15 protein-coding genes, 1 pseudogene and 1 riboswitch are annotated in these 21,174 nt (G+C 59.6%); of the genes and pseudogenes, 10 read left to right on the forward strand and 6 right to left on the reverse strand.

Annotation, left to right across the window (positions count from 1 at the left end; all coding sequences use genetic code 11):
• The first annotated feature begins 14 nt into the window (after window positions 1–14).
• The 3 genes from VSQ83_RS11015 (at window position 15) to VSQ83_RS11025 (ending at window position 3,919) form a co-directional block, all read left to right on the forward strand.
• Window positions 15–1,544, forward strand: coding sequence for a UxaA family hydrolase (locus VSQ83_RS11015; RefSeq protein WP_326426673.1), 1,530 nt, complete (start codon window positions 15–17; stop codon window positions 1,542–1,544).
• A gap of 1 nt (window position 1,545) precedes the next feature.
• Entirely contained in the window at window positions 1,546–2,505 is a 960-nt protein-coding gene (locus tag VSQ83_RS11020) for a sugar kinase (RefSeq protein WP_326426676.1), read from the forward strand.
• Window positions 2,506–2,575: 70 nt separating this feature from the next.
• Window positions 2,576–3,919, forward strand: a complete 1,344-nt coding sequence (locus VSQ83_RS11025; protein WP_326426678.1) for an MFS transporter — start codon at window positions 2,576–2,578, stop codon at window positions 3,917–3,919.
• Here VSQ83_RS11025 and VSQ83_RS11030 read toward each other — a convergent pair.
• The gene (locus tag VSQ83_RS11030; protein WP_219263022.1) at window positions 3,906–4,862 is read right to left on the reverse strand and encodes a LysR family transcriptional regulator; all 957 of its coding nucleotides are present in this window, start codon (window positions 4,860–4,862) and stop codon (window positions 3,906–3,908) included. The genes VSQ83_RS11025 and VSQ83_RS11030 overlap by 14 nt on opposite strands.
• A 152-nt stretch (window positions 4,863–5,014) precedes the next feature.
• On the opposite strand from VSQ83_RS11030, the gene VSQ83_RS11035 reads away from it, so the two are divergent.
• From VSQ83_RS11035 to VSQ83_RS11045, 3 genes are all read left to right on the forward strand, one after another.
• The gene (locus VSQ83_RS11035; RefSeq protein WP_133076834.1) at window positions 5,015–6,334 is read left to right on the forward strand and encodes an L-fuconate dehydratase; all 1,320 of its coding nucleotides are present in this window, start codon (window positions 5,015–5,017) and stop codon (window positions 6,332–6,334) included.
• A gap of 97 nt (window positions 6,335–6,431) precedes the next feature.
• Window positions 6,432–7,133 (forward strand): FadR/GntR family transcriptional regulator, encoded by a 702-nt coding sequence (locus VSQ83_RS11040; protein WP_326426683.1) that lies wholly within the window; start codon window positions 6,432–6,434, stop codon window positions 7,131–7,133.
• 174 nt (window positions 7,134–7,307) lie between these two features.
• Window positions 7,308–9,464 carry a methyl-accepting chemotaxis protein gene (locus VSQ83_RS11045; protein WP_326426686.1) on the forward strand — a complete coding sequence of 719 codons (2,157 nt, stop codon included), beginning with the start codon at window positions 7,308–7,310 and terminating at the stop codon, window positions 9,462–9,464.
• 163 nt (window positions 9,465–9,627) lie between these two features.
• Here the strand turns inward: VSQ83_RS11045 and VSQ83_RS11050 are convergent.
• The 5 genes and pseudogenes from VSQ83_RS11050 to VSQ83_RS11070 form a co-directional block, all read right to left on the reverse strand.
• Window positions 9,628–10,011, reverse strand: a pseudogene (locus VSQ83_RS11050) (DUF1989 domain-containing protein); the annotation flags it as partial.
• On the reverse strand, window positions 10,008–10,802 hold the full coding sequence (locus VSQ83_RS11055) for an ABC transporter ATP-binding protein (protein WP_326426688.1): 795 nt from the start codon (window positions 10,800–10,802) through the stop codon (window positions 10,008–10,010). The pseudogene VSQ83_RS11050 and the gene VSQ83_RS11055, both read right to left, overlap by 4 nt.
• Window positions 10,799–11,614: an ABC transporter permease gene (locus VSQ83_RS11060; protein ID WP_326426690.1), complete on the reverse strand. Its 816-nt coding sequence runs from the start codon at window positions 11,612–11,614 to the stop codon at window positions 10,799–10,801. The genes VSQ83_RS11055 and VSQ83_RS11060 overlap by 4 nt, the downstream gene beginning before the upstream one ends.
• Before the next feature lie 15 nt (window positions 11,615–11,629).
• A complete protein-coding gene (locus VSQ83_RS11065) occupies window positions 11,630–12,649 on the reverse strand; it encodes a putative urea ABC transporter substrate-binding protein (RefSeq protein ID WP_442800249.1) in 1,020 nt (339 codons plus the stop codon).
• 113 nt (window positions 12,650–12,762) lie between these two features.
• A riboswitch (guanidine-I (ykkC/yxkD leader) is annotated at window positions 12,763–12,865 on the reverse strand.
• 254 nt (window positions 12,866–13,119) lie between these two features.
• A complete protein-coding gene (locus VSQ83_RS11070; RefSeq protein ID WP_257622947.1) occupies window positions 13,120–14,034 on the reverse strand; it encodes a LysR family transcriptional regulator in 915 nt (304 codons plus the stop codon).
• 277 nt (window positions 14,035–14,311) lie between these two features.
• Between VSQ83_RS11070 and VSQ83_RS11075 the strand changes: the two genes are divergently transcribed.
• The 4 genes from VSQ83_RS11075 (at window position 14,312) to VSQ83_RS11090 (ending at window position 21,143) form a co-directional block, all read left to right on the forward strand.
• On the forward strand, window positions 14,312–15,334 hold the full coding sequence (locus tag VSQ83_RS11075) for a zinc-dependent alcohol dehydrogenase family protein (RefSeq protein WP_219262261.1): 1,023 nt from the start codon (window positions 14,312–14,314) through the stop codon (window positions 15,332–15,334).
• 298 nt (window positions 15,335–15,632) lie between these two features.
• Window positions 15,633–17,093 carry a hypothetical protein gene (locus VSQ83_RS11080; protein ID WP_219262260.1) on the forward strand — a complete coding sequence of 487 codons (1,461 nt, stop codon included), beginning with the start codon at window positions 15,633–15,635 and terminating at the stop codon, window positions 17,091–17,093.
• A 151-nt stretch (window positions 17,094–17,244) separates the two neighbouring features.
• Window positions 17,245–18,894 (forward strand): VRR-NUC domain-containing protein, encoded by a 1,650-nt coding sequence (locus VSQ83_RS11085; RefSeq protein WP_326426696.1) that lies wholly within the window; start codon window positions 17,245–17,247, stop codon window positions 18,892–18,894.
• On the forward strand, window positions 18,891–21,143 hold the full coding sequence (locus VSQ83_RS11090) for an ATP-dependent DNA helicase (RefSeq protein WP_326426698.1): 2,253 nt from the start codon (window positions 18,891–18,893) through the stop codon (window positions 21,141–21,143). The genes VSQ83_RS11085 and VSQ83_RS11090 overlap by 4 nt, the downstream gene beginning before the upstream one ends.
• The last annotated feature ends 31 nt before the right edge of the window (window positions 21,144–21,174 follow it).

Consider the following 21,174-nt stretch of genomic DNA (forward strand, 5'->3'; position numbering starts at 1 on the left):
GTTGAGGATCCACCATGAACCTTGCAAGCACATCCTTACTGGTACTGACTGGGGGCGATGACGTCGCGGTCGCACGCGGCGATATCGCCCAAGGCCAGGTATTGCATGCCGACGGCCTGGCCATCATCGCCCGGACCGACATTCCCTCGGGCCACAAGATCGCCCTGCGCGGTGTGGTTTGCGGGCAGCCGATTCGCAAATACGGTCAAATCATCGGGCAGGCCACCGTGGACGTGAAGCCCGGTGACTACGTCCATGTACACAACCTTGAAATGCCCTCGGGCAGTTCCACCAACACCCTGGCCAACGTCTACCAGCCCACTGTTTTCAACGACAACGACGTCAGTTTTGACGGCTATCTCCGTGCCGATGGCCGTGTGGGTACGCGCAATTACATCGGGGTCATTTCCAGCGTCAATTGTTCGGCCACCGTGTGCAAGCAGATTGCTGCGGCGTTCGATGCCGCCCACCTGCGCGATTACCCCAATGTCGACGGCGTGGTTGCAATCACCCACGGCAGCGGCTGTGGCATGGGGGCCAAGGGCGACGGGATCGAGATCCTCAAGCGCACCCTTCGCGGCTATGCAGACCATGTGAATTTTGCCGGTGTACTGGTGATCGGCCTGGGGTGTGAAGTCAACCAATTGGCCCCGCTGATGGAGCAACTGGCCGATCGGCCGGCAGCGCTCAAGGCCAGCCTGGTGATCCAGGAGGCGGGCGGCACCCGCGAAACGGTGCAGCGGGGGATCGAGCTGGTACAGGCAATGCTGGCGCCCGTAAACAGCCAGCAGCGCAGCCGTGTATCGGCCCGGCACCTCACCGTGGGCCTGCAGTGCGGCGGTTCGGACGGGTATTCGGGGATCACCGCCAACCCGGCCCTGGGGGCGGCGGTGGACCTGGTGGTGCGCCACGGGGGGACGGCGATTTTGTCGGAAACCCCCGAAATTTATGGTGCCGAGCACTTGCTGACCGCCCGTGCCGCTACACCGCAGATCGCAGAAAAATTGATGAGCCGGATTCATTGGTGGGAAGACTACGTGCGTCATCACGACGGAGACATGAACAACAACCCGTCACCGGGCAACAAGGCCGGTGGCATCACCACCATCCTTGAAAAGTCCCTGGGCGCAGTGGCCAAGGCGGGCGCCACCGGCCTGATGGGGGTTTACGAGTATGGCGAGACGATCGAACAGACAGGCCTGGTGTTCATGGACACCCCTGGCTACGACCCGGTGTCCGCCACCGGTCAGGTGGCGGGCGGGGCGAACCTGATCTGCTTCACAACCGGGCGCGGTTCGACCTACGGCTGCAAACCGACGCCGTCCCTGAAAATCGCCACCAATACCCGACTGTTCGAGCGCATGGCGCTGGACATGGATTTCAATGCCGGTGCGATCGTCGAGGGTGCAGAGTCAGTGGCCGAAGCCGGTGAGCGGCTCTTCCAGTTGATGCTCGCAACCGCGTCGGGTCGCCCCACCTGCAGCGAAGAAAACGGCATGGGCGACAACGAATTCCTGCCTTGGCAAATCGGTGCGGTGATGTGACATGAGCGACTCAACAGAAACGATCGACATTGTGACCTGCGGTGAGGCGATGGGCCTGTTCAGCGCCATGACCGACGGTAGCCTGCATGAGGCCGAACAGTATGTGCGTGCCGCCGCAGGCGCCGAGCTGAATGTGGCCACGGGCCTGGCACGCCTTGGTTTTCGGGTCGGCTATATCAGCCGCCTGGGGGATGACACCCTCGGCCACTGGCTGCGCGAGGTCATGGCGCGTGACGGTATTGACCACCGGCACACCGTGCAGGACAGCGAACACGCCACGGGCCTGATGTTCAAGTCGCGCCGTTCGGACGGCGGCGACCCCGACATCGAGTACTACCGCAAAGGTTCGGCGGCCAGTCACTTGAGCCTGGCCGATTATCCGGCCGGGTACTGCCGTGGCGCCAGGCATCTGCATATCACGGGCATCAGCCCGGCACTGGGCGACAGCGTGTGCGAGCTGATTGTGCACATGGCCCGTGACATGCGTGCCGCAGGCTGCAGCGTGTCATTCGACCCCAACCTGCGGCCACGGCTCTGGGCGTCCCAAGCCCACATGGTGGCTTGCCTGAATGATCTGGCCGGGCTGGCCGACTGGGTATTCCCCGGTCTTGCCGAAGGCCGCTTGCTCAGCGGCCTCGAACAGCCCGCCGACATTGCCCGGTACTTCCTGGACAGAGGCTGCTCCCTGGTGGTCATCAAGCTCGGTGCCGAGGGCGCCTATTACGCCAGCGCCACTGAAAACGGCTACAGCCCCGGCTACCCGGTGAGCAACGTCGTGGACACCGTGGGCGCGGGCGACGGTTTTGCCGTGGGCGTCATCAGCGCCTTGCTCGAAGGCTCAAGCGTTGCAGGAGCCGTGGCCAGGGGCAACCTGATCGGCGCCCGGGTACTGGGCTTCCCGGGGGACAGCGATGGATTACCGACACACGCAGAACTGGCGAGGTTTGCCGAACACACGTGATACGCAGAGTGAAGATGCCTGAGTGCATCCTGGATAACACCTACTCCAACAATAAGAAGAGGTACGTTCCATGAGTTATCAAGCGTTGTATGACTCGCCCGCGCTGGCGAGCGGCGTCAAGAAAGCAGCGATCCGGCTGTTGCCGTTTCTCGCCCTGATGTACGCCCTGGCGTTTATTGACCGCGCCAACGTCGGTTTTGCCAAGATCGCCTATCAAGCCGACACCGGTATCGGTGACGCCGCATTTGCCTTGGGTGCGGGGATATTTTTTATCGGTTATGCGCTGTTTGAAGTGCCCAGCAACCTGATCCTGCAGCGAGTGGGCGCACGGGTGTGGATGGCACGGATCATGGTCACCTGGGGGCTGGTCTCGGCGTCGATGATGTTCGCCACCAGCGAGACATCCTTCTACGTCATCCGCTTTTTGCTGGGGGTGTCCGAGGCGGGCTTCATGCCCGGGATCATCCTGTACCTGACGTACTGGTTTCCGGCCAAGCAACGTTCTCGCGCCATTGGCCTGTTCTACTTTGGCGTACCGGTGGCGATGCTGATCGGCAGCCCGTTGTCGGGGTTCATCCTCGATACCAGCAACCCCTTTGGCCTGACCAACTGGCAGTGGATGTTTGTGGTCGAAGGCCTGGCGGCCTCGGTGGTCGGGGTGATTGCGTTCTTTTATCTGGCGAGCCGTCCAAGCGAAGCCAAATGGCTGACCGCTGAAGAAAAACACGCCATGAACACCGTCATTGAAGGCGAAGAAAAGGCCAAGGGCTACGTCAGCCACGGCTCGATCTTTGGTGTACTCAAAGACAAGCGTGTACTGATGTTTATCGCCATTTACTTTTGCGTACAGATCGGTAATGCACCGCTGGCGTTCTACTTGCCGGCCAAACTGGCCTCGACCCTGGGTGGTCAGGTCAACACCTCGGTCGGCCTGCTGCTGATGATCCCCTGGCTCTGCACCATCGTCGCCATGCGTATCGCCACGGTGTATGCCGACAAACACAACAACCATCGCCTGGTCGCATCCTCCATGCTTGCCGTTGGCACGCTTGCCTTTGCATCGCTGTCGGTGATCAACACGCCAGTGCTGACCCTGTTGGCGTTCTGTATCGCCATACCGGGTCTGGTGGCCAGTCAGCCCGTGTTCTGGAGCCTACCGACCCGTCATTTGGGCGGCACCAGCGCGGCTACCGGGATCGCCTTCATCATCTCGATCGGCAACCTGGGCGGCTTTGTCTCGCCGCAGATCAAGGCCTACGCCGATACAGTGACCGGCAACAGCAGCACCGGCTTTCAGGTCGTGGCAGCGCTGTGCTTTGTCAGTGTGTTGTTGCTGCTGATGCTCAAACGCACACCGTCGACGGCGACCACTGCTTACGTGCCGCCTGCCGACCTGACGTCTAGTCGCCCGTAACCCCGCCTGTACCCTCAAGGCCGGCCTGCACCCGCAGCTCGGCCTTGACCACTTCCATCGCCGCCGTGGGCACCCGTCCTTTGCGGCTGATCAGCCCGAAGGGCATCAAGCGCGCCGCCACCGTGATCGGCAGCGGTGCCAGCACCCCCAGTTCGCTGTAGTACTCCACCAGTGACAGCGGCATCAAGGCGAGCATGTCGGTTTGCTGGAGCAGTGAGACCGTGAGCATGGTCGAGGCGGTTTCAAGTGGGCTGGCAGGAGCCTGCACCTGGGATTGGCGAAAAATCTGCTGATAGATTTCCCGCAGCGGCGCGGGTTGCGATTGCACGATCCAGGGGTAGCGGGCCAGGGTTTCCAGGGTGACGTCGCTGTTGTGCTGCTGCGGATGGCCGGTGCGAGCGACGATCTGAATCACCTCTTCATCGAACGCTTCGAAGTTCAGGTCTTCGGTTGGCCAGCCATCGGTGATTCGGGCGATGACCAGGTCCAGCTGATCAAGACTCAAGGCCTGGAGCAGCACGTCACTGGTGTCGATGACCACGGTGATGTTCAGCTTGGGATGGCGTTGGGTCAATTGTGCCAGGGTGCGTGGCAGCAGGCCGCCCACCAGTGACCCCATTGAACCGATGCGCAAGGTCCCGAGATTGCCCGATTGCAGGGCCGTCATTTCTTCGTGCAGGCCGCTCATGTCAGCGAATACCAGCTGCGCATAACGAATGGCCGCTTCCCCCAGCGTGTTCGCGACCAGGCCCTTGTGGGTGCGGATAAACAACGCTTCGCCCACCAGGCTCTCAAGCTCGTGCAGCGCCTTGGTCACTGCAGGCTGGGTCAGCGCCATGATGTTCGCGGTCTTGCGCAGCGAGCCTTCTTCAGACAGGACAAACAGCAGTTGCAGGTGGCGCATGCGCAGGCGACTGCGAAACTGTTCAAGCGGCTTGATCATGGGGCGATTACCTGGAGTGATCGGTGTAGTCGAAACATTCAATTTCGCAGAGGGGTCGTGCAGGACAGACTGCGGGTGCGGCACGAAAATAACATGAATAAGCCTGCATCCACCGCAGACGGCGGGGCAAGCTTCAACTTCAGGATAACCCCATGTCTACCCTTATTACCCAGGTCGCTGTCCGCGATATTCGCTTTCCTACTTCCAGAAGCATGGACGGCTCGGATGCGATGAATTCGACGTCGGACTACTCAGCCACCTATGTCACCTTGCACACCGATTCGGGCGACGGGCTGGAAGGGCACGGTCTGACATTCACCATCGGGCGCGGTAACGATTTGTGCGTTGCCGCGGTCAAGGAACTGGCCAAGCTGTTTGTCACCGGTCGTACCCTGGAAAGCATCACCGGCAACTTCGGGGCCTACTGGCATGAAATCGTTGCCGGCGACTGCCAGCTGCGCTGGGTCGGCCCGGAAAAAGGGGTGGTGCACCTGGCCACCGCGGCCATCATCAACGCGCTGTGGGACCTGTGGGCCAAGAAAGAGGGCAAGCCGGTCTGGAAACTGCTTGCCGACATGAGCCCCGAAGAGCTGGTGCGCTGCGTCGACTTCACCTTTATTACCGATGCCCTGACGCCACAGGAAGCCATAGCGATGTTGCGTCGTGCGGCACCGGGCAAGGCCGAGCGCGAACAGCAGATGCTGCGCGAAGGCTACCCCGGCTATACCACCGCTGCCGGCTGGCTGGGTTATTCCGAAGAAAAAATGCGCCGCCTGGCCCGTGAGGCGGTGGACGCAGGCTGGACCCATCTCAAGCAGAAGGTGGGTGCCGATATCGAGCAAGACATGCGCCGCGCCCAGATCCTGCGTGAGGAACTGGGTTGGGATCGCAAACTGATGATGGACGCCAACCAGACCTGGGACGTGGACGAGGCGGTCAGCAACATGCGGCGTCTGGCCGAGTTCGATCCCTGGTGGATTGAAGAACCCACCAGCCCGGACGACGTGCTCGGTCACGCGGCGATTCGCCAGCGCATCCACCCGATCGGCGTGGCCACCGGTGAGCATGCGCACAACCGGGTCATGTTCAAGCAGTTCTTCCAGGCCGGTGCCCTGGACTTCTGCCAGCTCGACCCGGCGCGCCTGGGTGGCCTGAACGAAGTGCTGGCAGTGGTGTTGATGGCCGCCAAGTTCGGTGTGCCCGTGTGTCCCCATGGCGGGGGTGTCGGCTTGTGCCAGTACTCGCAAAACATTGTGCTGTTCGATTACATCGCGGTCTCGGCTTCGCTGGAGAAACGCGTGCTGGAATACGTGGATCACCTGCACGAAAACTTCCTCGAACCGATCGTGATACGCCGCGGACGCTACATGCCGCCCCAACAGCCGGGATACAGCGTGACGATGAAACAATCGTCCCTGGAGCACTTTGAGTACCCCAATGGCCCGGAGTGGCAAGACCAGCATCAGGGCTGATCTGCCAGATGAAGTGTCCAGGGCTGCCACCGAGGTTTCTCCAGTCCACCTCGGCCTCTGTGGTAGCCTTTGGCATCATTTCTCGGACTCAGACTCGATGGTCTCCTCCTATCCTGCTCCAGAGCGCAAGCTCTACCAGAAAATCGCCGACCGGCTTCGTGAATACATCGTTCAGGGCGACTTCAAGGTCGGCTCGCGTTTGCCTCCTGAACGCGACTTGACGCAGTTGCTGGGGGTGTCACGGCCTTCGTTGAGGGAGGCGCTGATTGCCCTGGAAATAGAAGGCAGTATCGAAATCAAGATGGGCTCCGGGGTCTATGTTGCCGCGCGCGTGCCCGAGGGCGGCGCACGCACGGTGACCCTGGGTGAGAGCCCCACCGAACTGATGCAGGCGCGGGTACTGATCGAAGGCGAGGCCGTGGTGCTGGCCTGCATGCACGGGAAGAAAAGCGATTACCGCTACCTCAAGGACTGCATCGACGCCATGCGTGCGAGCATCAAGGCCAATCGGCCACCCCTGGATGACGACCGCAAGTTTCACCATCGCCTGGCGAAAATGACCGGCAATTCCGCGCTGGTGCGGATCATTACGTCGTTGTTCGACGAGCGCCACAGCCCGATTTCATCGCACCTTAGCGAACACTCCGAAAACCCCGGGACCTGGGATGCCGCCGTGATCGAGCACGAATTGATCCTGCACGCCCTCGAGAGCAAGGACGTGATCGCTGCGCAGACAGCCATCCGCCAGCATTTGCTGCGCTCAGAAGCCCGTTGGCTGGGGGCGCTGGAGGCGGAGTGATATCTGCTCCTCGTGCAGGGGGCGCCATAATGGAGCGTATTGCCCCGGGTGCACCGGCGTGAGGCATCAGTTGTCGCGTTCCACCCTTGCAAGGCTTGGTCGTGAGGGCGGTTTCGAGTTGGCCTGGTAGTTGCTATCAATTTGACATCATTTATGTCATTGAGAGTGTATTGAATGCCGCTATCCAGCAGTTCCATGACGCTGTCCTCTCGAGAGAAACACTGGCTACCCTGGTTCGGCAAAACCGGAAAAATCATGATGGGCTGGTCGTGCTGGCTTAATCGCGCGGCTTACCCTGTGATTGAACAGACATTCGAAGCCATCGCTGAGACCCGTGTGCAGTTGCTGCAAAACTGGACTCGCGAGCAATGGGAGCACCTGGCTGAACTGGCAGAAAGCCTGGCCGGTGGCTTCGCCCAACTCGATAGCACTTCGCTGACGGACAAGCTCGCTCAGGCAGAAGACTTTTCAGAATTATTTGTGCTTGATACCCGCGCCAATGTCCTGGCCTCGACCTGGAATCGGCGCGCGAGCACCAGTCTGGAACATGCACGGGCATTGGCAGAAGGCTTGAAGGCGCCGTTTCTGCAGGGGCCTTACTGCGACCCGCTGACCTTGCAGATCGGCCCGTCTTCTTCACGCTTTCACGATGAAGTGACATTGATGTTCTATCAGCCGATCAAGGTCGGCGCCACCGTGCTGGGGTGCCTGTGCGGTCGCGTACCCAACGATGTGCTGGGTGATCTGATCCAGCGCGAGGCCGGGCACATCTTTGCCGAGTCCGGTGACAACTACCTGTTCATGGCCCAGTCCCGTTTTGACCCGGCCATTGCGCCAGGGACCGCCTTGTCCCGATCGCGCTTCGAGGACGGTACATTCACCCATGGAGAAAACCTCAAAAGCGGGGTGCAAACGCCCTGGAGAACCGTCCAGATACAGCGCCATACCGAGCTGGAACTGCGCTTCACCGACCCTGCCACACAGCAACTGCACGCGGGCGTTCGCGAGACCATCCGTACGGGTTCCAACCTGTTCGTGACCTATCCCGGTTATTCGGACTACCGGCACATTCCGGTGGTGGGCAAGGGCGTCACGTTTCAGTTACCGGGTTCACCGGATCGCTGGGGAATGATGTGCGAGGCCGACCTGGAGGAAGTCTATCGTCGGCGCTCCCTCAGTTATGGTCTGATGAAGCCTTACCTTGCGACCATGGCAGGCCTGTTTGCCTGCAACTACGTGGTCCGGCATTACAGTGGCCTGGGCCAGGACATGATTGATGCCGCCGAAATTCTGAGCATGGTGTGTGCGGCAGTGCTGTTCAGCCGGTGGGGGCCAAAAAGACTGGCTGCCAGGCTGAACGTGATGACGGGCGTGATCATGACCATCGCCGAGGGTGAGGGCAACCTGCGCCAGCGACTGGACACCACGAAAATGGCCAATGACGAAACCGGGGACATGGGGCGCTGGATCAACAGCTTCATCGACCATCTGGACTCGGTGGTCGGCCAGGTGGTGAAAGCCAGCAGCACGGTCGGCAGCACCAACCGGATGATGCTGGGGCGTAGCCAGCAAGCCAGTGTAACGTCTGCCGAGGTCGGCGAAGCGGTTCATCGCATGATGATTATCGTCGAAGACCAATTGGGCGAGATCCAGCAGGCCTCGGCCAGTGCCGAGCACATGAAGCAGGCAATGGATGAAGTTGTCGCCCGTGCCCGCGAACAGTTTCTTGCCGTACAGGAAGGCACGCAGTCCATCAGGGATGTGGTTGAGCGTTCATCTTCGAGCGTGCAGTTGCTCGACAGCAAGATGACTCAGATTGGCAACATCACCGGTCTGATCAGCGCCATCACCCACCAGACCAATCTGCTGGCGCTCAATGCTGCCATTGAAGCTGCGCGTGCGGGGGAGCATGGGCGGGGATTTGCGGTGGTTGCCGATGAAGTGCGAAGCCTGGCCTCACGCACATCGCGCGCGGCTGAAGACATCAGGCACATGGTCGAAGGTTTGCAGAGCGAAACGCAAAGAGCGGTCAGCTTCATGGAGGAGGGCGTCAAGGACGTCGATAACAGCTTGCGCCTGGCCGAAGATGCGTCCTCGGAAAACGTACACCTGCACCAGGCGGTTGAAAGCATGTTTGCGATCATCCAGCAACTCAACATGCGCAGTCTCGACTATGGCAGGACGATCAAGCAGGTCGACCATAGTTCCACGCAAATGCGCCAGACTGTTGTGATGCTGCAAAACAGTGCTGAAACCGTGCGGCTCAATGCCAATAAACTGCAAAAACTGGTGGGGCAGTTTGAAGTGAGTCGAGTGCTGGTGAAGGCTTGATAATTGGGGGCGGAGGGTCAATCAGGCACACCGCGTGTACCGGTTTTGCGACCGCTGCGCGCTCGATCGCAGCCTCGTTCTACTCGTCAGCGACTACACGCGGAACACCCGGGATGGGTGCCGAAACCTGTAGTCGCTGACGAGCCGTGCGAGGCTGCGTCCGGAGGTTGTCCAAACCGTTTCGGAAAAACCCGTTGCGTAATTCCTGATAGCGACCCTGGCCGTATTTTTCCTTGACCTCATCAGCGCTTAAGATGCCGCCGATGCTGTCGCTCCAACCGCAGGTGTCCCGAGTAATGGCCGCGAGTACGCGGCCCATGTCGGAGTAGAGGCAATGCCCTGCAGTCAGTTTGGCGGTGTGTTGAGCCTTCAGACTATCGGGAAGGTTCAGGCGCTCGCTTTTTTCGTTGGCGTTGAACAGCATGACGCTGACGTTGGCGGCGCCATTAAGGTCGGTCAGACGCAGTAATTGACCGCGTTTGAGGACGAAGGAAGTGTGGCCGCCACCGGGCAGGAACTCGTAGGCAATAGCAGGATGGTCGCTCATGGAATACTCCTCAAGGTTGATAGGGAAACGCTTGGCATAACGGCGGAGGTAGCCGGTTGAGGCACGCTACGTTTGGCGTTCAGCGGCAAGTCGTAGGTGATGCGAGCCCCATAGGCGTTGGGGGCATGGGGATCGACGCGCACTTTGTCGAACACCATCAAGCGAGTGCCGAGGCTGAAGCCTTCGCTGAGGTCATGCGTCACCATGAACACGGTCAGGCGGGTTTCCCGCCACAATTCCAGCAGCAGCGCATGCATGTCCTTGCGAATACCTGGATCGAGTGCGCCGAATGGCTCATCAAGCAGCAGCACGCGAGGTTTCATGATGAGTGCTTGCGCGATGGCGAGCCGCTGTTGCATCCCGCCTGACAACTGGGACGGATACTTGTCCAGGGCATGGCCAAGCCCAACCTTTGAAAGCAACTGCGCAGCTTGCTCCCGTACCAGCCGTTTGCGCTGGCCGAAGAGGCGTCCCAATAGCGGTGCCTGGGGCAGCTCCAGGCCAAGCGCGACGTTGTCCAGAACGCTTAAGTGGGGGAAGACCGAGTAGCGTTGGAAGACAACGCCGCGGCTTGGATCTGGCTCGGCTGTCAAAGGCTTGCCATCCAGCAGGATCTCGCCTTTGCTGGCTTTCTCCTGGCCTAGAAGTAACCGTAGGAAAGTCGACTTACCGCATCCCGAAGTGCCAACCATGGTGCAAAACTCGCCTTCCGCAATACTGAGGTTCAACCCCTCGAGCACCACGTGGTCGTCATACTGCTGCCAGACGTTGTTGACTTGTATGAAGCTCATGCGCGGGCTCCCTCATACCAGGGGAATGCACGGCGGGTAAGTGTCTTGAGGCCCCAGTCCATCAGCCACGCCAGAAGGGTGATCCACACCACGTAGGGCAGGATGACGTCCATTGCCAAGTAACGACGCACCAGGAAAATCCGATACCCCAAGCCGTTTTCCGAGGCGATGGCTTCGGCCGCAATGAGGAACAGCCACGCCGAGCCCAGTACCAATCTCAGGGAAATGAGCAGGCGGGGCAGCAGTTGTGGGAGGACAACTCGCAAGATGAGCGTCCAGGTTGAAGCACCCAGGGTCTGGGCCTTGATCAGTAATTCAACGGGGATTTCCCGAGCTCGCTGTTCAAGATCACGTGCCAGGATTGGCGTGATGCCAATCACGATCAGCATGACCTTGGAGAGCTCTCCAAGACCAAAGACGACAAACAGGATGGGCAGGATCGCCAGCGGAGGAATCATCGACAGCACCACCAGCAGCGGCGATAACGTTGCGCCGAACATCGGCAGGGAGCCCGAGGCGATACCCAGGCACAGGCTCACCAGCGCGCTGACGCCCAGGCCAACGGCCAAGCGCTGCAGAGTAGATGCAGTGTCCTGCCACAGCAGGTATCCACCGCTACGTTTGTCTTCGGTAAACGCCATGCGTTTTACGGCATCTGTCATTTGCACCGCACTAGGCAGCAACTTGTCGTTGGGGTTTTCTGCCATGCGTTGCGCGGAACCAAGAAAGTAGGCACCGAGCAACAGTACAAACGGCAAAAGCACAAGCAGCAGCCGAGTAGGGCGATCAGGGTGACGGTTAATCAACTGCATGACGCGGCCTCCTGGTTACAGCTTGCCTTCAGCGGCCAGCTGTACGTAGCTGGGATCAAAGCGCAGTTTGATATTGCTCTTGTCCCCACGAACGACGTCCTGGGGGAAGCTCATTCCGACAGCGTTGCTGTCCTTGGCACCCTCGCCCAGCAGACCGTGTTCAAAGGAAAAGCTGGCGACCTTGGACATGGATTTAGGCAGCTCAGGACTGTTCACAAACTCAAGCGTTTGCTGTGGCGTGTAGAACAGTTGAGTCGTTGCCAGTTGCGCTTTAAAGCCTGCGAGGTTTGTGCCCGAGGCTTGAGCCATATGTTCAAGTGCAGCGTCGCTGGAAGCGCCTTGGCTATTCATCAGCCCCATAACCTCGAACCAGGCGCCGATCAGAACCTTGCCCAAGGCCGGGTTGTCCTTGAGCGTTTGGGTGTTGACCACCATCATGTCGAGGATCTCACCCGGGATCTTGCTGGAGTCGAAGACCTCGGTAACGCCTGGATTGGCCTTGATGTCCGCCAGCATGGGGTTCCACGTGGTGACGGCTTTGACGTCGGCGGTGTTGAAGGCCGCTGAGATGTCGGCGTCGGAGGTGTTGATTACCTTAAGGTTCTTCTCACGAAGATTGGCGGTCTCGAGTGCGCGGGCAAGCAGATAGTGGGAGACGGACAGTTCGACCAGATTGACGTCCATGCCCTTGAGGTCTGCAACGGTCTTACCGGTACCTTTGACGACGATGCCATCGTTGCCGTTGGAGAAATCGCTGACCAATAGCGCGGTACTGTCCACGCCGCCTGCAGCGGGGATGGTCAGGGCGTCCATATTAGTCATCGTACAGCCGTCGAACTGGCCGGCTGTGTACTGGTTGATCGACTCCACATAGTCGTTCAACTGAGTAACCTTCACGTGGATGCCGTACTTCTTGGCCCACTTGTCGACTACGCCCTGTGCTTGAGCGTATTCCCAAGGCATCCAGCCTGCATAGATCGTCCAGCACACGTTGAAGTCGGTCTTCGCAACTGCGTGGGAGGTTGTGCTCGTCATTAAGGCGATGCCTGCGGCAAAGCAGGCGTAGAGGAGAGGATTTCTCATGATGGGACTCCAGTTGAGGGTGGACGGGCAAGGAGCAGCGCGACACCTGTGCAAATAGGTGGTCTGTCTCCCGGGCTTTTATCCCGCCGTGTAACCTCAACCAGAGGTCGTCAGCTCTCGGTCCAGGCGTTCACCTTGCGGCGAACCGGAACCCTAGCCAACCATTGTCAAATTGTGGTGCGCTCAGCATTAGCTGCTCCCGCACAACTACGACTAAGCGAAACTCATGCCAACAGTTTGGCTAATCGTCAAACTCGGCTGGACCTGAATATTTGCGAGGGTTCACGACTGGAATCATTGAGCTTGGAGGGTTGCGTCACCGGCGTGGTTGCACTGTTTGAAGGCGCGTTGCTCCGCTGTGGGGCAGGTGATAAAAAAGGGGGGGCAGTCCAGGCATTCCAGAGCGGTTCCAGAGAGCTCTGTCAAAGACTCTCCGGATCCCCGAAAAACATCTGTATCCGTGACCGCAACCAGCGCTCCCCTGGGTCGTTGTCCTGGGCGCCGCGCCAGGCCATGTGCAGTTCAAAGCTTTGCACGTCCAGTGGCGGGTCTTCGGCCCGCACGCCGCCGGCTGCCGTGAGGGCTTCGGCGGTGTAGTCGGGGACGGTGGCGATGATGTCGGTGCCCGCCAGCAGGGTGCTCAGGCCATTGAACTGCGGAACGGCCAGGACCACGTGGCGCTTGCGGCCCATTTTTTCCAGTTCGGTATCGATAAATCCGCTCAAGTCTCCGGCGAATGACACCAGGGCATGGGGCCGCTCACAGAAGTCGTCCAGGCTCAGTGCACCGGGCATGGTGTCGGCCCGAAGCAGTTTGGGGCGGCTGCGTCGCAATACCTTGCGCTTGGCGTTGGCCGGCAGGTCGCTGGTGTAGCTGACACCCACTGATATTTCGCCAGAGGCCAGCAGGGGCGGCATCAGGATGTAGTTGACGCGCCGTACCACCAAGACGATGCCCGGTGCTTCTGCGCGCAAACGCTTGAGCAACAGGGGCAACAGGGCAAACTCGACATCGTCCGACAAGCCGATGCGAAACACCGAGGTGCTGGTTGCCGGGTTGAACTCTGAAGCTCTGCTCACTGCGGTGGAAATCGAGTCCAGGGCCGGCGACAGCAAGGCGAAGATCTCGATCGCCCGGGCGGTGGGCTCCATGCTGCGACCGGTACGCACGAACAGCGGGTCATCGAACAAGTTGCGCAGGCGTGAAAGGGCCGCGCTGATGGCCGGCTGGCCCAGAAAAAGTTTCTCGGCTGCGCGGGTCACACTGCGTTCATGCATCAAGGTTTCAAAGACGATCAGCAAATTCAGATCGACGCGACGCAAGTCGTTACGGTTCATGAGGCAGGCTTCGCAGGGGTTCAACAGGTAGTGAAGTAACGGATCTTACTGGCAAAATTGTTTTTTCGTCACTCCGTAGATTTTGTTCCTGGCTGATGGGCGGGTGTTTTTTTGGGGATTTACGGCGGTTTTGCTGGGCTTGCAGGGCTTGTATCCATTTTGAATCTGTCTGCGGATCAATGTCAGGCATGTCGACTATTAATGCTGTCTGTTAGTCTTGCGCACAAAGCCCGGATAAAGTCCCGTGGTATTAGCGATTAATTAGGCGAGGTTTGTAATGTCGCGCACGATCCGTTTTCACAAGTTTGGCCCGGCCGAGGTGCTCAAGTGCGAAGAGCACGACGTCGCCGCGCCTGCGCCTGGCGAAGTGCAGGTCCGTGTCCAGGCGATTGGCATCAGTTGGTATGACGTGCTGTGGCGGCAAAACCTGGCCCCTAGCCACGCCCGTTTGCCTGCGGGTATCGGTCATGAAATGGCGGGCATCGTCACCGCCGTCGGCGACGGTGTGGATGATCTGGCGATCGGTGACAAGGTTGCCAGCTTCCCGGGCCAGAGTGCCAACGACTATCCAACGTATGGCGAGCTGATTCTGATGCCGCGCTCAACGCTGACCCGTTACCCGGACGTGTTGTCTGCGGTTGAAGCCAGCGTGCATTACACACCGTTGTTGATTGCCTACTTTGCCTATGTGGACCTGGCGCAGGTCAAACCGGGGCAAACCGTGTTGATTACCGATGCCAGCCACTGTGCGGGGCCATCGTTTGTGCAGTTGGGCAAAGCCCTGGGCCTGAAGGTCATTGCCGCGACCAAGGATGCCGCAGAACGCGAGTGCCTGCTGAGCCTGGGCGCCGACAAGGTGATTGTCACCGAAGAGCAGGACCTGCTGATGCAGGTCAACAAGATCACGGACAACAAAGGCGTGGACGTGGTGCTCGATGGCCTTGGCGGCCCGCAAATGTCCGTGCTGGGCGACGTTCTGGCGCCCCGTGGCAGCCTGGTGCTGTACGGCCTGCAAGGCGGCAATCAAACGGGGTTCCCGGGCTGCGCGTGCTTTCAGAAGAACATCAAGTTTTTTGTGCATTGCATCGGCAACTTCACCGGCAAGCCGGAACTGGGCATTGCCCAGGACGAGGAGGCCATGAAGCGCGCCCTGCGGGACATCAACCAGTTGACCGCTGACGGGGTCCTGACTCCTCTGGAGATCAAGGTGTTCCCTTTTGAACACTTTGTTGAAGCCCATCGCTACATGGACGATTGCCCGTGCCGCGGACGAGTCGCACTGCAGCTCACGACTGACTGATGCCGCGCGGGTAACCGCGTACAAAAACGCCCCTGGACATCACGTCCCGAGGCGTTTTTTTTCGCCCGTAGAAACCTTTCTAGCCTTGTCTCCGGCAATGGCGTGGGCGAGATAACGCCCTCAAATCTATCCATTAGCATGGTAAATATTACGTTATGTATTCGTTCGAGCTGGGTTCTGTAGGGCCATTCCTGTGCGTACGTACGCCCGGTCTGTGATGGCCTGAAGAGTTGAGGTAAGTGTGGGCGCGTCAAATCGAGCTGCCGATAATGCGTGTCTCGATCTGGAGGAATAACCCATGGATAACTTTCATGAGCAAGCCATGAGCTCTGTCTATCAACAAGTGCTTCACCGACTCCTTGGTTTTTTCAGCCGCTCCGAGCGCATCGCGTTGCAACTGTTGATTCAACGTTTGTTAGTGGCGGCAGGGGGCGTGGAGCGCATTGGGCGTTACCGGGTAATGGTTGTTCATGAGGGGGGCAAGGAGTGCGCCTACACACTGGCTTTTTTGCGCGCCGCGCAGCTCAGTATTGCGGGGCGCTCGCCAGACACTTTCATGTTGCGCATTGCGGTACTGCGCCAGCCGAGGATGACGGTCAATGTGATGGAGCGCATTCAGGCCCAATGCAGCGAGTTGTTTATGTATGACGACAGCCGCGTGGAGTTGCTGTTGGTGGATGAACAGGGCGCTACCAGACTGCATAAGCAGGCTGCGTTTGAGAGCCAGCCCTCGGACATGAATCGAACACAGGTATTGATGTCGGGCCATCTGACCCAGGGCAATACCCGGGCGACATTTTTTTATGCCGACCTGTTGGGCCGGGCCAGGCTGTATCGGCGAGCCTGCGATTGGGGGGGCAGGGTGGATGCGTTGATCGACCGGCGCCCGCCCACCCACCTTGGGCAATACGTGACGTGGATTCAGCAGGTTGCACAGCTGCAGGGGCATGCCCCTTATGGCCAGCATCGCCAGGCTTTCGACAGCGCTGTCAAACTGTGCTGCAAGCTGGATGACGACTACAGGCAGTTATTGCGCCTGCCAGCGGCGCCCTGCAATGACTCCTGTGCTGGCGAAGTGCCCGGTGACATAAATGTGATCAATGTCTTTGATTGCCTGTGTCAGGAAATGGACGTTTTACACTCCCCGGTGCTGATGTTTGTGGAGGGGCCCTGGCGTGTAAAAACCCTGGATATCGAGGAGCCTCAAGCGGCTGTGGTTTTGGTGGCTGCCCATGTGCACGGCTTGCGGGGGGCTTACCGGCAGGGTGTGGATTACAGTGTTGGAGCAGATGCTTACTTGCGCCGCGCGTCGATAGAAAACAGGTGCAATGACCGATTCAAGGGCCAATTGATAAAGCAGTTGGAGGCGGTGTTCGATACGCCGGAGAAACTGGATCAGTTACATGGTGCCGCCACTCAGTACCTGAGCGAACTGCACGGTGTCAGTGAAGAGCAGTTGGGGTGCCTGATGTGTTCGCCCTTTGTGAATCAGGCCCGCGGCCTTGAACACTTCCTGCAAAATTACTACCCCGAGAAAAAGCATCTCATCCACGAATTTCGTCAGGTATTGAGGGACAAGAACACGCTGTCACAGGCTGATGTCACCTGGCTTGAATCCATAAGCGGGCTTCCCCTTACGTCTTTGCAGGCGCTGTATCACATGCAAGAAATCGACTTCAGGGACTGCGATTCCCTGATTTCCCTCTTGTGGGCCCATGACCCCGGCAATAAGCCCGGGCATACAGTCCCTGCGGATTAAGAGGCCGTTTCACTCCAGGTTCAACGGCTCGCCAGCCTCTCTGACGAGCCCCGTCTTGCACACCACTCATCCAATAGGATTTGCCAGAGTACTGGGCAAACTGATATCTGTACGCATATCCAGTACCTAAAGCCAGTGGTCCGTTGCGCCCGTGATTTCCAATCCCCTCGAAGATCCGTTTTATTACCTGAAGAACTTCCAGCATGTGCTCGACTGGATCGCCGCCCGTTATGACGATCTGTTAAGTGTCGAGGAGCAGCGGTTTATCGCAGGTTTTGCCTTGCTGCCCGGCCCCTCCCAGGCGTTGTGGGTACGCATGGTGATGCGCAAGGGGGCTCACTTCAGGGCCAGCAAGCTCAACTATCCGGAAATCGGCGAAGTTTCACTGGCAGCAGTACCCCTGGTGGCGGGGGGATGGCTGGACGATCAGGCGCCTCTGGCCCTGGTCGAGGTGTTTGACGTGTTGCAAAAGCCGGAAATCCTGGCGCGCTTCAGTGCACATATTGCCCGGCCCAAGGCCAGGAAATCAGAGTGGCTGGATGAGTTGTCTGCAGATTTCCCCCAGCAACAGAGCCTGGCCCAGTGGCATCCGGCCCTGGCCGACCCCCTTTACACCCTGAACCACAGGGCGCTGTGCGATCGTTTGCGGCTGATGTTTTTCGGCAATCTCAGCCAGGGCTGGCCAGATCTGGTATTGGCTGACCTGGGGCTGTTCACCTACGAAAAAGTCGATTTCAGCCATGAGTCACGGGCGCTGCGTTGCCGCGCCGATATTGAGGGCTATCTACACCTGTATGCCTGTCGCGAACGATTTGAAGTCAGTGGTGATGTGGACGAGGTGCTGCAACCGGTACTCGACTATCGAGTGGATAACCGCTGGCTGCAGCGACGGCGCGGGCGTTTGCTGTTTCAGATCGGTCAGCATCTGGAGCGCACGGAAGACTTGAACCGGGCGCTGCAGGTTTACCAGCAAAGCCAGCACCCCGAAGCGCGACAGCGCGGCATTCGCGTGCTTGAGCGTCAGGGGCTCTATGAGCAGGCGCTGAGCCTGGCAGACGTCGCACTGCAGGCCCCCCTGACCGACGCGGAACACCAACATCTGCTGCGCATTATCCCGCGCTTGCGGCGCAAGCTCGGGTTGGCGGCGCTTGCGGTTGTCAGGCCCAAAGCCCCCGACCGGCTTGATCTGACCCTGCCACGGGACGACGCCACGTGCGTTGAACTCAGTGTTGTTGCGCATCTGCAGACCCCTGAGGCTCCCGTGCATTACGTTGAAAACACCTTGATCAACGGGCTGTTCGGTTTGCTGTGCTGGCCGGCGATTTTTGCGCCCCTGCCGGGCGCGTTTTTTCACCCGTATCAGAGTGGCCCGGCGGATTTGCTGGAGGATGACTTCTACCAGCAGCGGGCTGACCTCTTTGAGGATTGCCTCGCGCAACTGGATGACGGGCGTTACCTGGCCACCATCCGTGCCGCCTACACGACCAAGTTCGGGATACAGACGTCCTTTATCGCCTGGAATTACCTGAGCCAGGCCCTGCTCGAAGACGCCTTGCGGTGCTTGCCCCCCGCGCATTTGAAGCTGTGGTTTCGGCGTCTGTTGCTGGATATCAAAGCCAACCGCACCGGCATGCCTGACTTGATCCAGTTTTTTGTGGCGCAAAATACCTACCGCATGATCGAGGTCAAAGGCCCCGGTGATCGCCTGCAGGATAACCAGCTGCGCTGGCTGGCCTTTTGCGAGGAGCACGGGATGCCGGTGACCGTGTGCTACGTGCAATGGCAGGAGCCCCAGGGGTGAGCTATCGCGTTGCAGTGCGTGCCCTGTGCGAGTTCACGGCCAAGGTCGGCGATCTGGACTTGCGCTTCACGCCCTCACCCACGGCGCAACAGGGGATTGCCGGCCACCGTACGGTGGCTTCGCGGCGCAGTGCGTTGTATCAGCCGGAGTTGAGTCTTGAGGGGCAGTACGGGGCGTTGACCGTACGTGGCCGGGCTGACGGCTATGACCCCGTGGCCAATGTGCTGGAAGAGGTGAAAACCCATCGCGGCGATTTTTCCGCCATAGCGGCCAATCACCGCCAACTGCACTGGGCACAAGCCCGCGTCTACGGCTGGTTGTTGTGCCAAAGCCTGCAGTTGGCGCAGGTCAATCTGGCGCTGGTGTACTTCGACATTGTCAGCGAAAAGGAAACACGTCTTCAGGAGTGTTGGTCAGCAACCGATCTGCAGCAATTTTTCGAGCAGCAGTGCGGGTTGTTCCTGGCCTGGGCCGAGCAGGAAATGGCCCATCGAGAGGCCCGGGACAAGGGTGCCCGCAACCTGGCCTTTCCCCATGAGCAGTTTCGCACCGGGCAACGGGCATTGGCCGAGGCGGTGTACAAGACCGCCAGTACCGGGCGCTGCCTGATGGCCCAGGCGCCGACCGGGATTGGCAAAACCATAGGCACCCTGTTTCCGCTGCTCAAGGCCATGCCTGGCCAGCAACTCGACAAACTGTTGTTTTTGACCGCCAAGACTCCGGGGCGCAAGCTGGCCCTCGATGCGGCGCAAGTGCTCTATCCAAAGGGGCAGAATGTACCGTTGCGGGTACTGGAACTGGTCGCACGGGACAAGGCCTGCGAATACCCCGAGAACGCCTGCAATGGCGATTCCTGCCCTCTGGCCAGGGGGTTTTATGATCGCTTGCCCGCTGCTCGCCTGGAGGCGGTCGCCCAGTCCACCCTCGACCAGCAGACCTTGCGAAGCGTCGCGCTGACCCACGAGGTATGCCCTTACTACTTGAGCCAGGAAATGGCCCGCTGGGCTGATGTGGTCGTTGCGGACTACAACTATTACTTCGATTTCAGTGCATTGCTTTATGGCCTGGCCCAGGCAAATCAGTGGCGGGTCGCGACGCTGGTAGACGAAGCCCACAATCTGGTGGAGCGCGCGCGGCAGATGTACAGCGCAAGTCTGGACCAGCAGACCTTGAACAGCGTGCGTCACTCGGCCCCGGCCGCCCTCGATAAACCCTTCAAGCGCCTGAACCGGGAATGGAATGCGCTGCACAAGGAACAGGCGGGGGCCTATCAGGTGTACCCCAAACTTCCGGAAAAATGGCTGGCCGCCTTGTCGGCCTGTATCACCGCCATCGGCGACTACCTGAACGATCATCCGCAAGGGTTGAGCGGCAACCTGCAGGGCTTTTACTTTGAAGCCCTGCAGTTCAATCGGGTGGCCGAACTGTTCGACGGGCACTTTCTGTTCGATGTCAGCCTGCATGCAGACGGCAAGCGGCGAGTGTCGCAGCTCAACCTGCGCAACATCGTGCCCGCAGGTTTTATCGGACCGCGCCTGGCGAGTGCACAGAGCAATGTGCTGTTTTCGGCGACCCTGAGCCCGCAGGCCTATTACGCCAACCTGCTGGGATTGGCGGCTGACACGGTGTGGATGGATGTCGAATCGCCGTTCCAGGCAGAGCAACTGAACGTGCATGTTGTCAGCCAGATATCGACCCGGTTTGTTCATCGCCAGGCTTCGCTGGAACCGATTGTGGAACTGATCGCCCGCCAGTTCGAGCAGCGCCCGGGCAACTACCTGGCGTTTTTCAGCAGCTTCGACTATCTGCAGCAGGTTGCCCAATTGCTCGCAGAGCGCCATCCCCACGTTACCCAGTGGTCCCAGGGGCGGCGCATGGATGAAGCGGCGCGCCAGGGGTTCCTCGATCAGTTCACCCTGTCGGGTCAGGGGGTGGGTTTTGCCGTGCTGGGTGGAGCCTTTGGCGAGGGTATCGATTTGCCCGGCGCCCGGTTGATCGGCGCTTTTGTTGCGACCCTGGGGCTGGCACAGTTCAATCCCGTCAATGAACAGATCAAGCAGCGGATGGCGGCGCTGTTTGGCGCCGGTTATGACTACACCTACCTGTACCCCGGCGTGCAGAAAGTGGTGCAGGCTGCCGGGCGGGTAATCCGTACCCAGAGCGATCAGGGCACGCTGTTTCTGATTGATGACCGTTTTGCCGAGCCCAAGGTGCAGCAGCTTTTGCCACGCTGGTGGCAATTGGGTTGATGGCCTGACGTTATGGCAAACTGCCGGGGTT

This window comes from Pseudomonas sp. DSV-1 (assembly GCF_035830915.1).
Taxonomy (GTDB): Bacteria; Pseudomonadota; Gammaproteobacteria; order Pseudomonadales; family Pseudomonadaceae; genus Aquipseudomonas.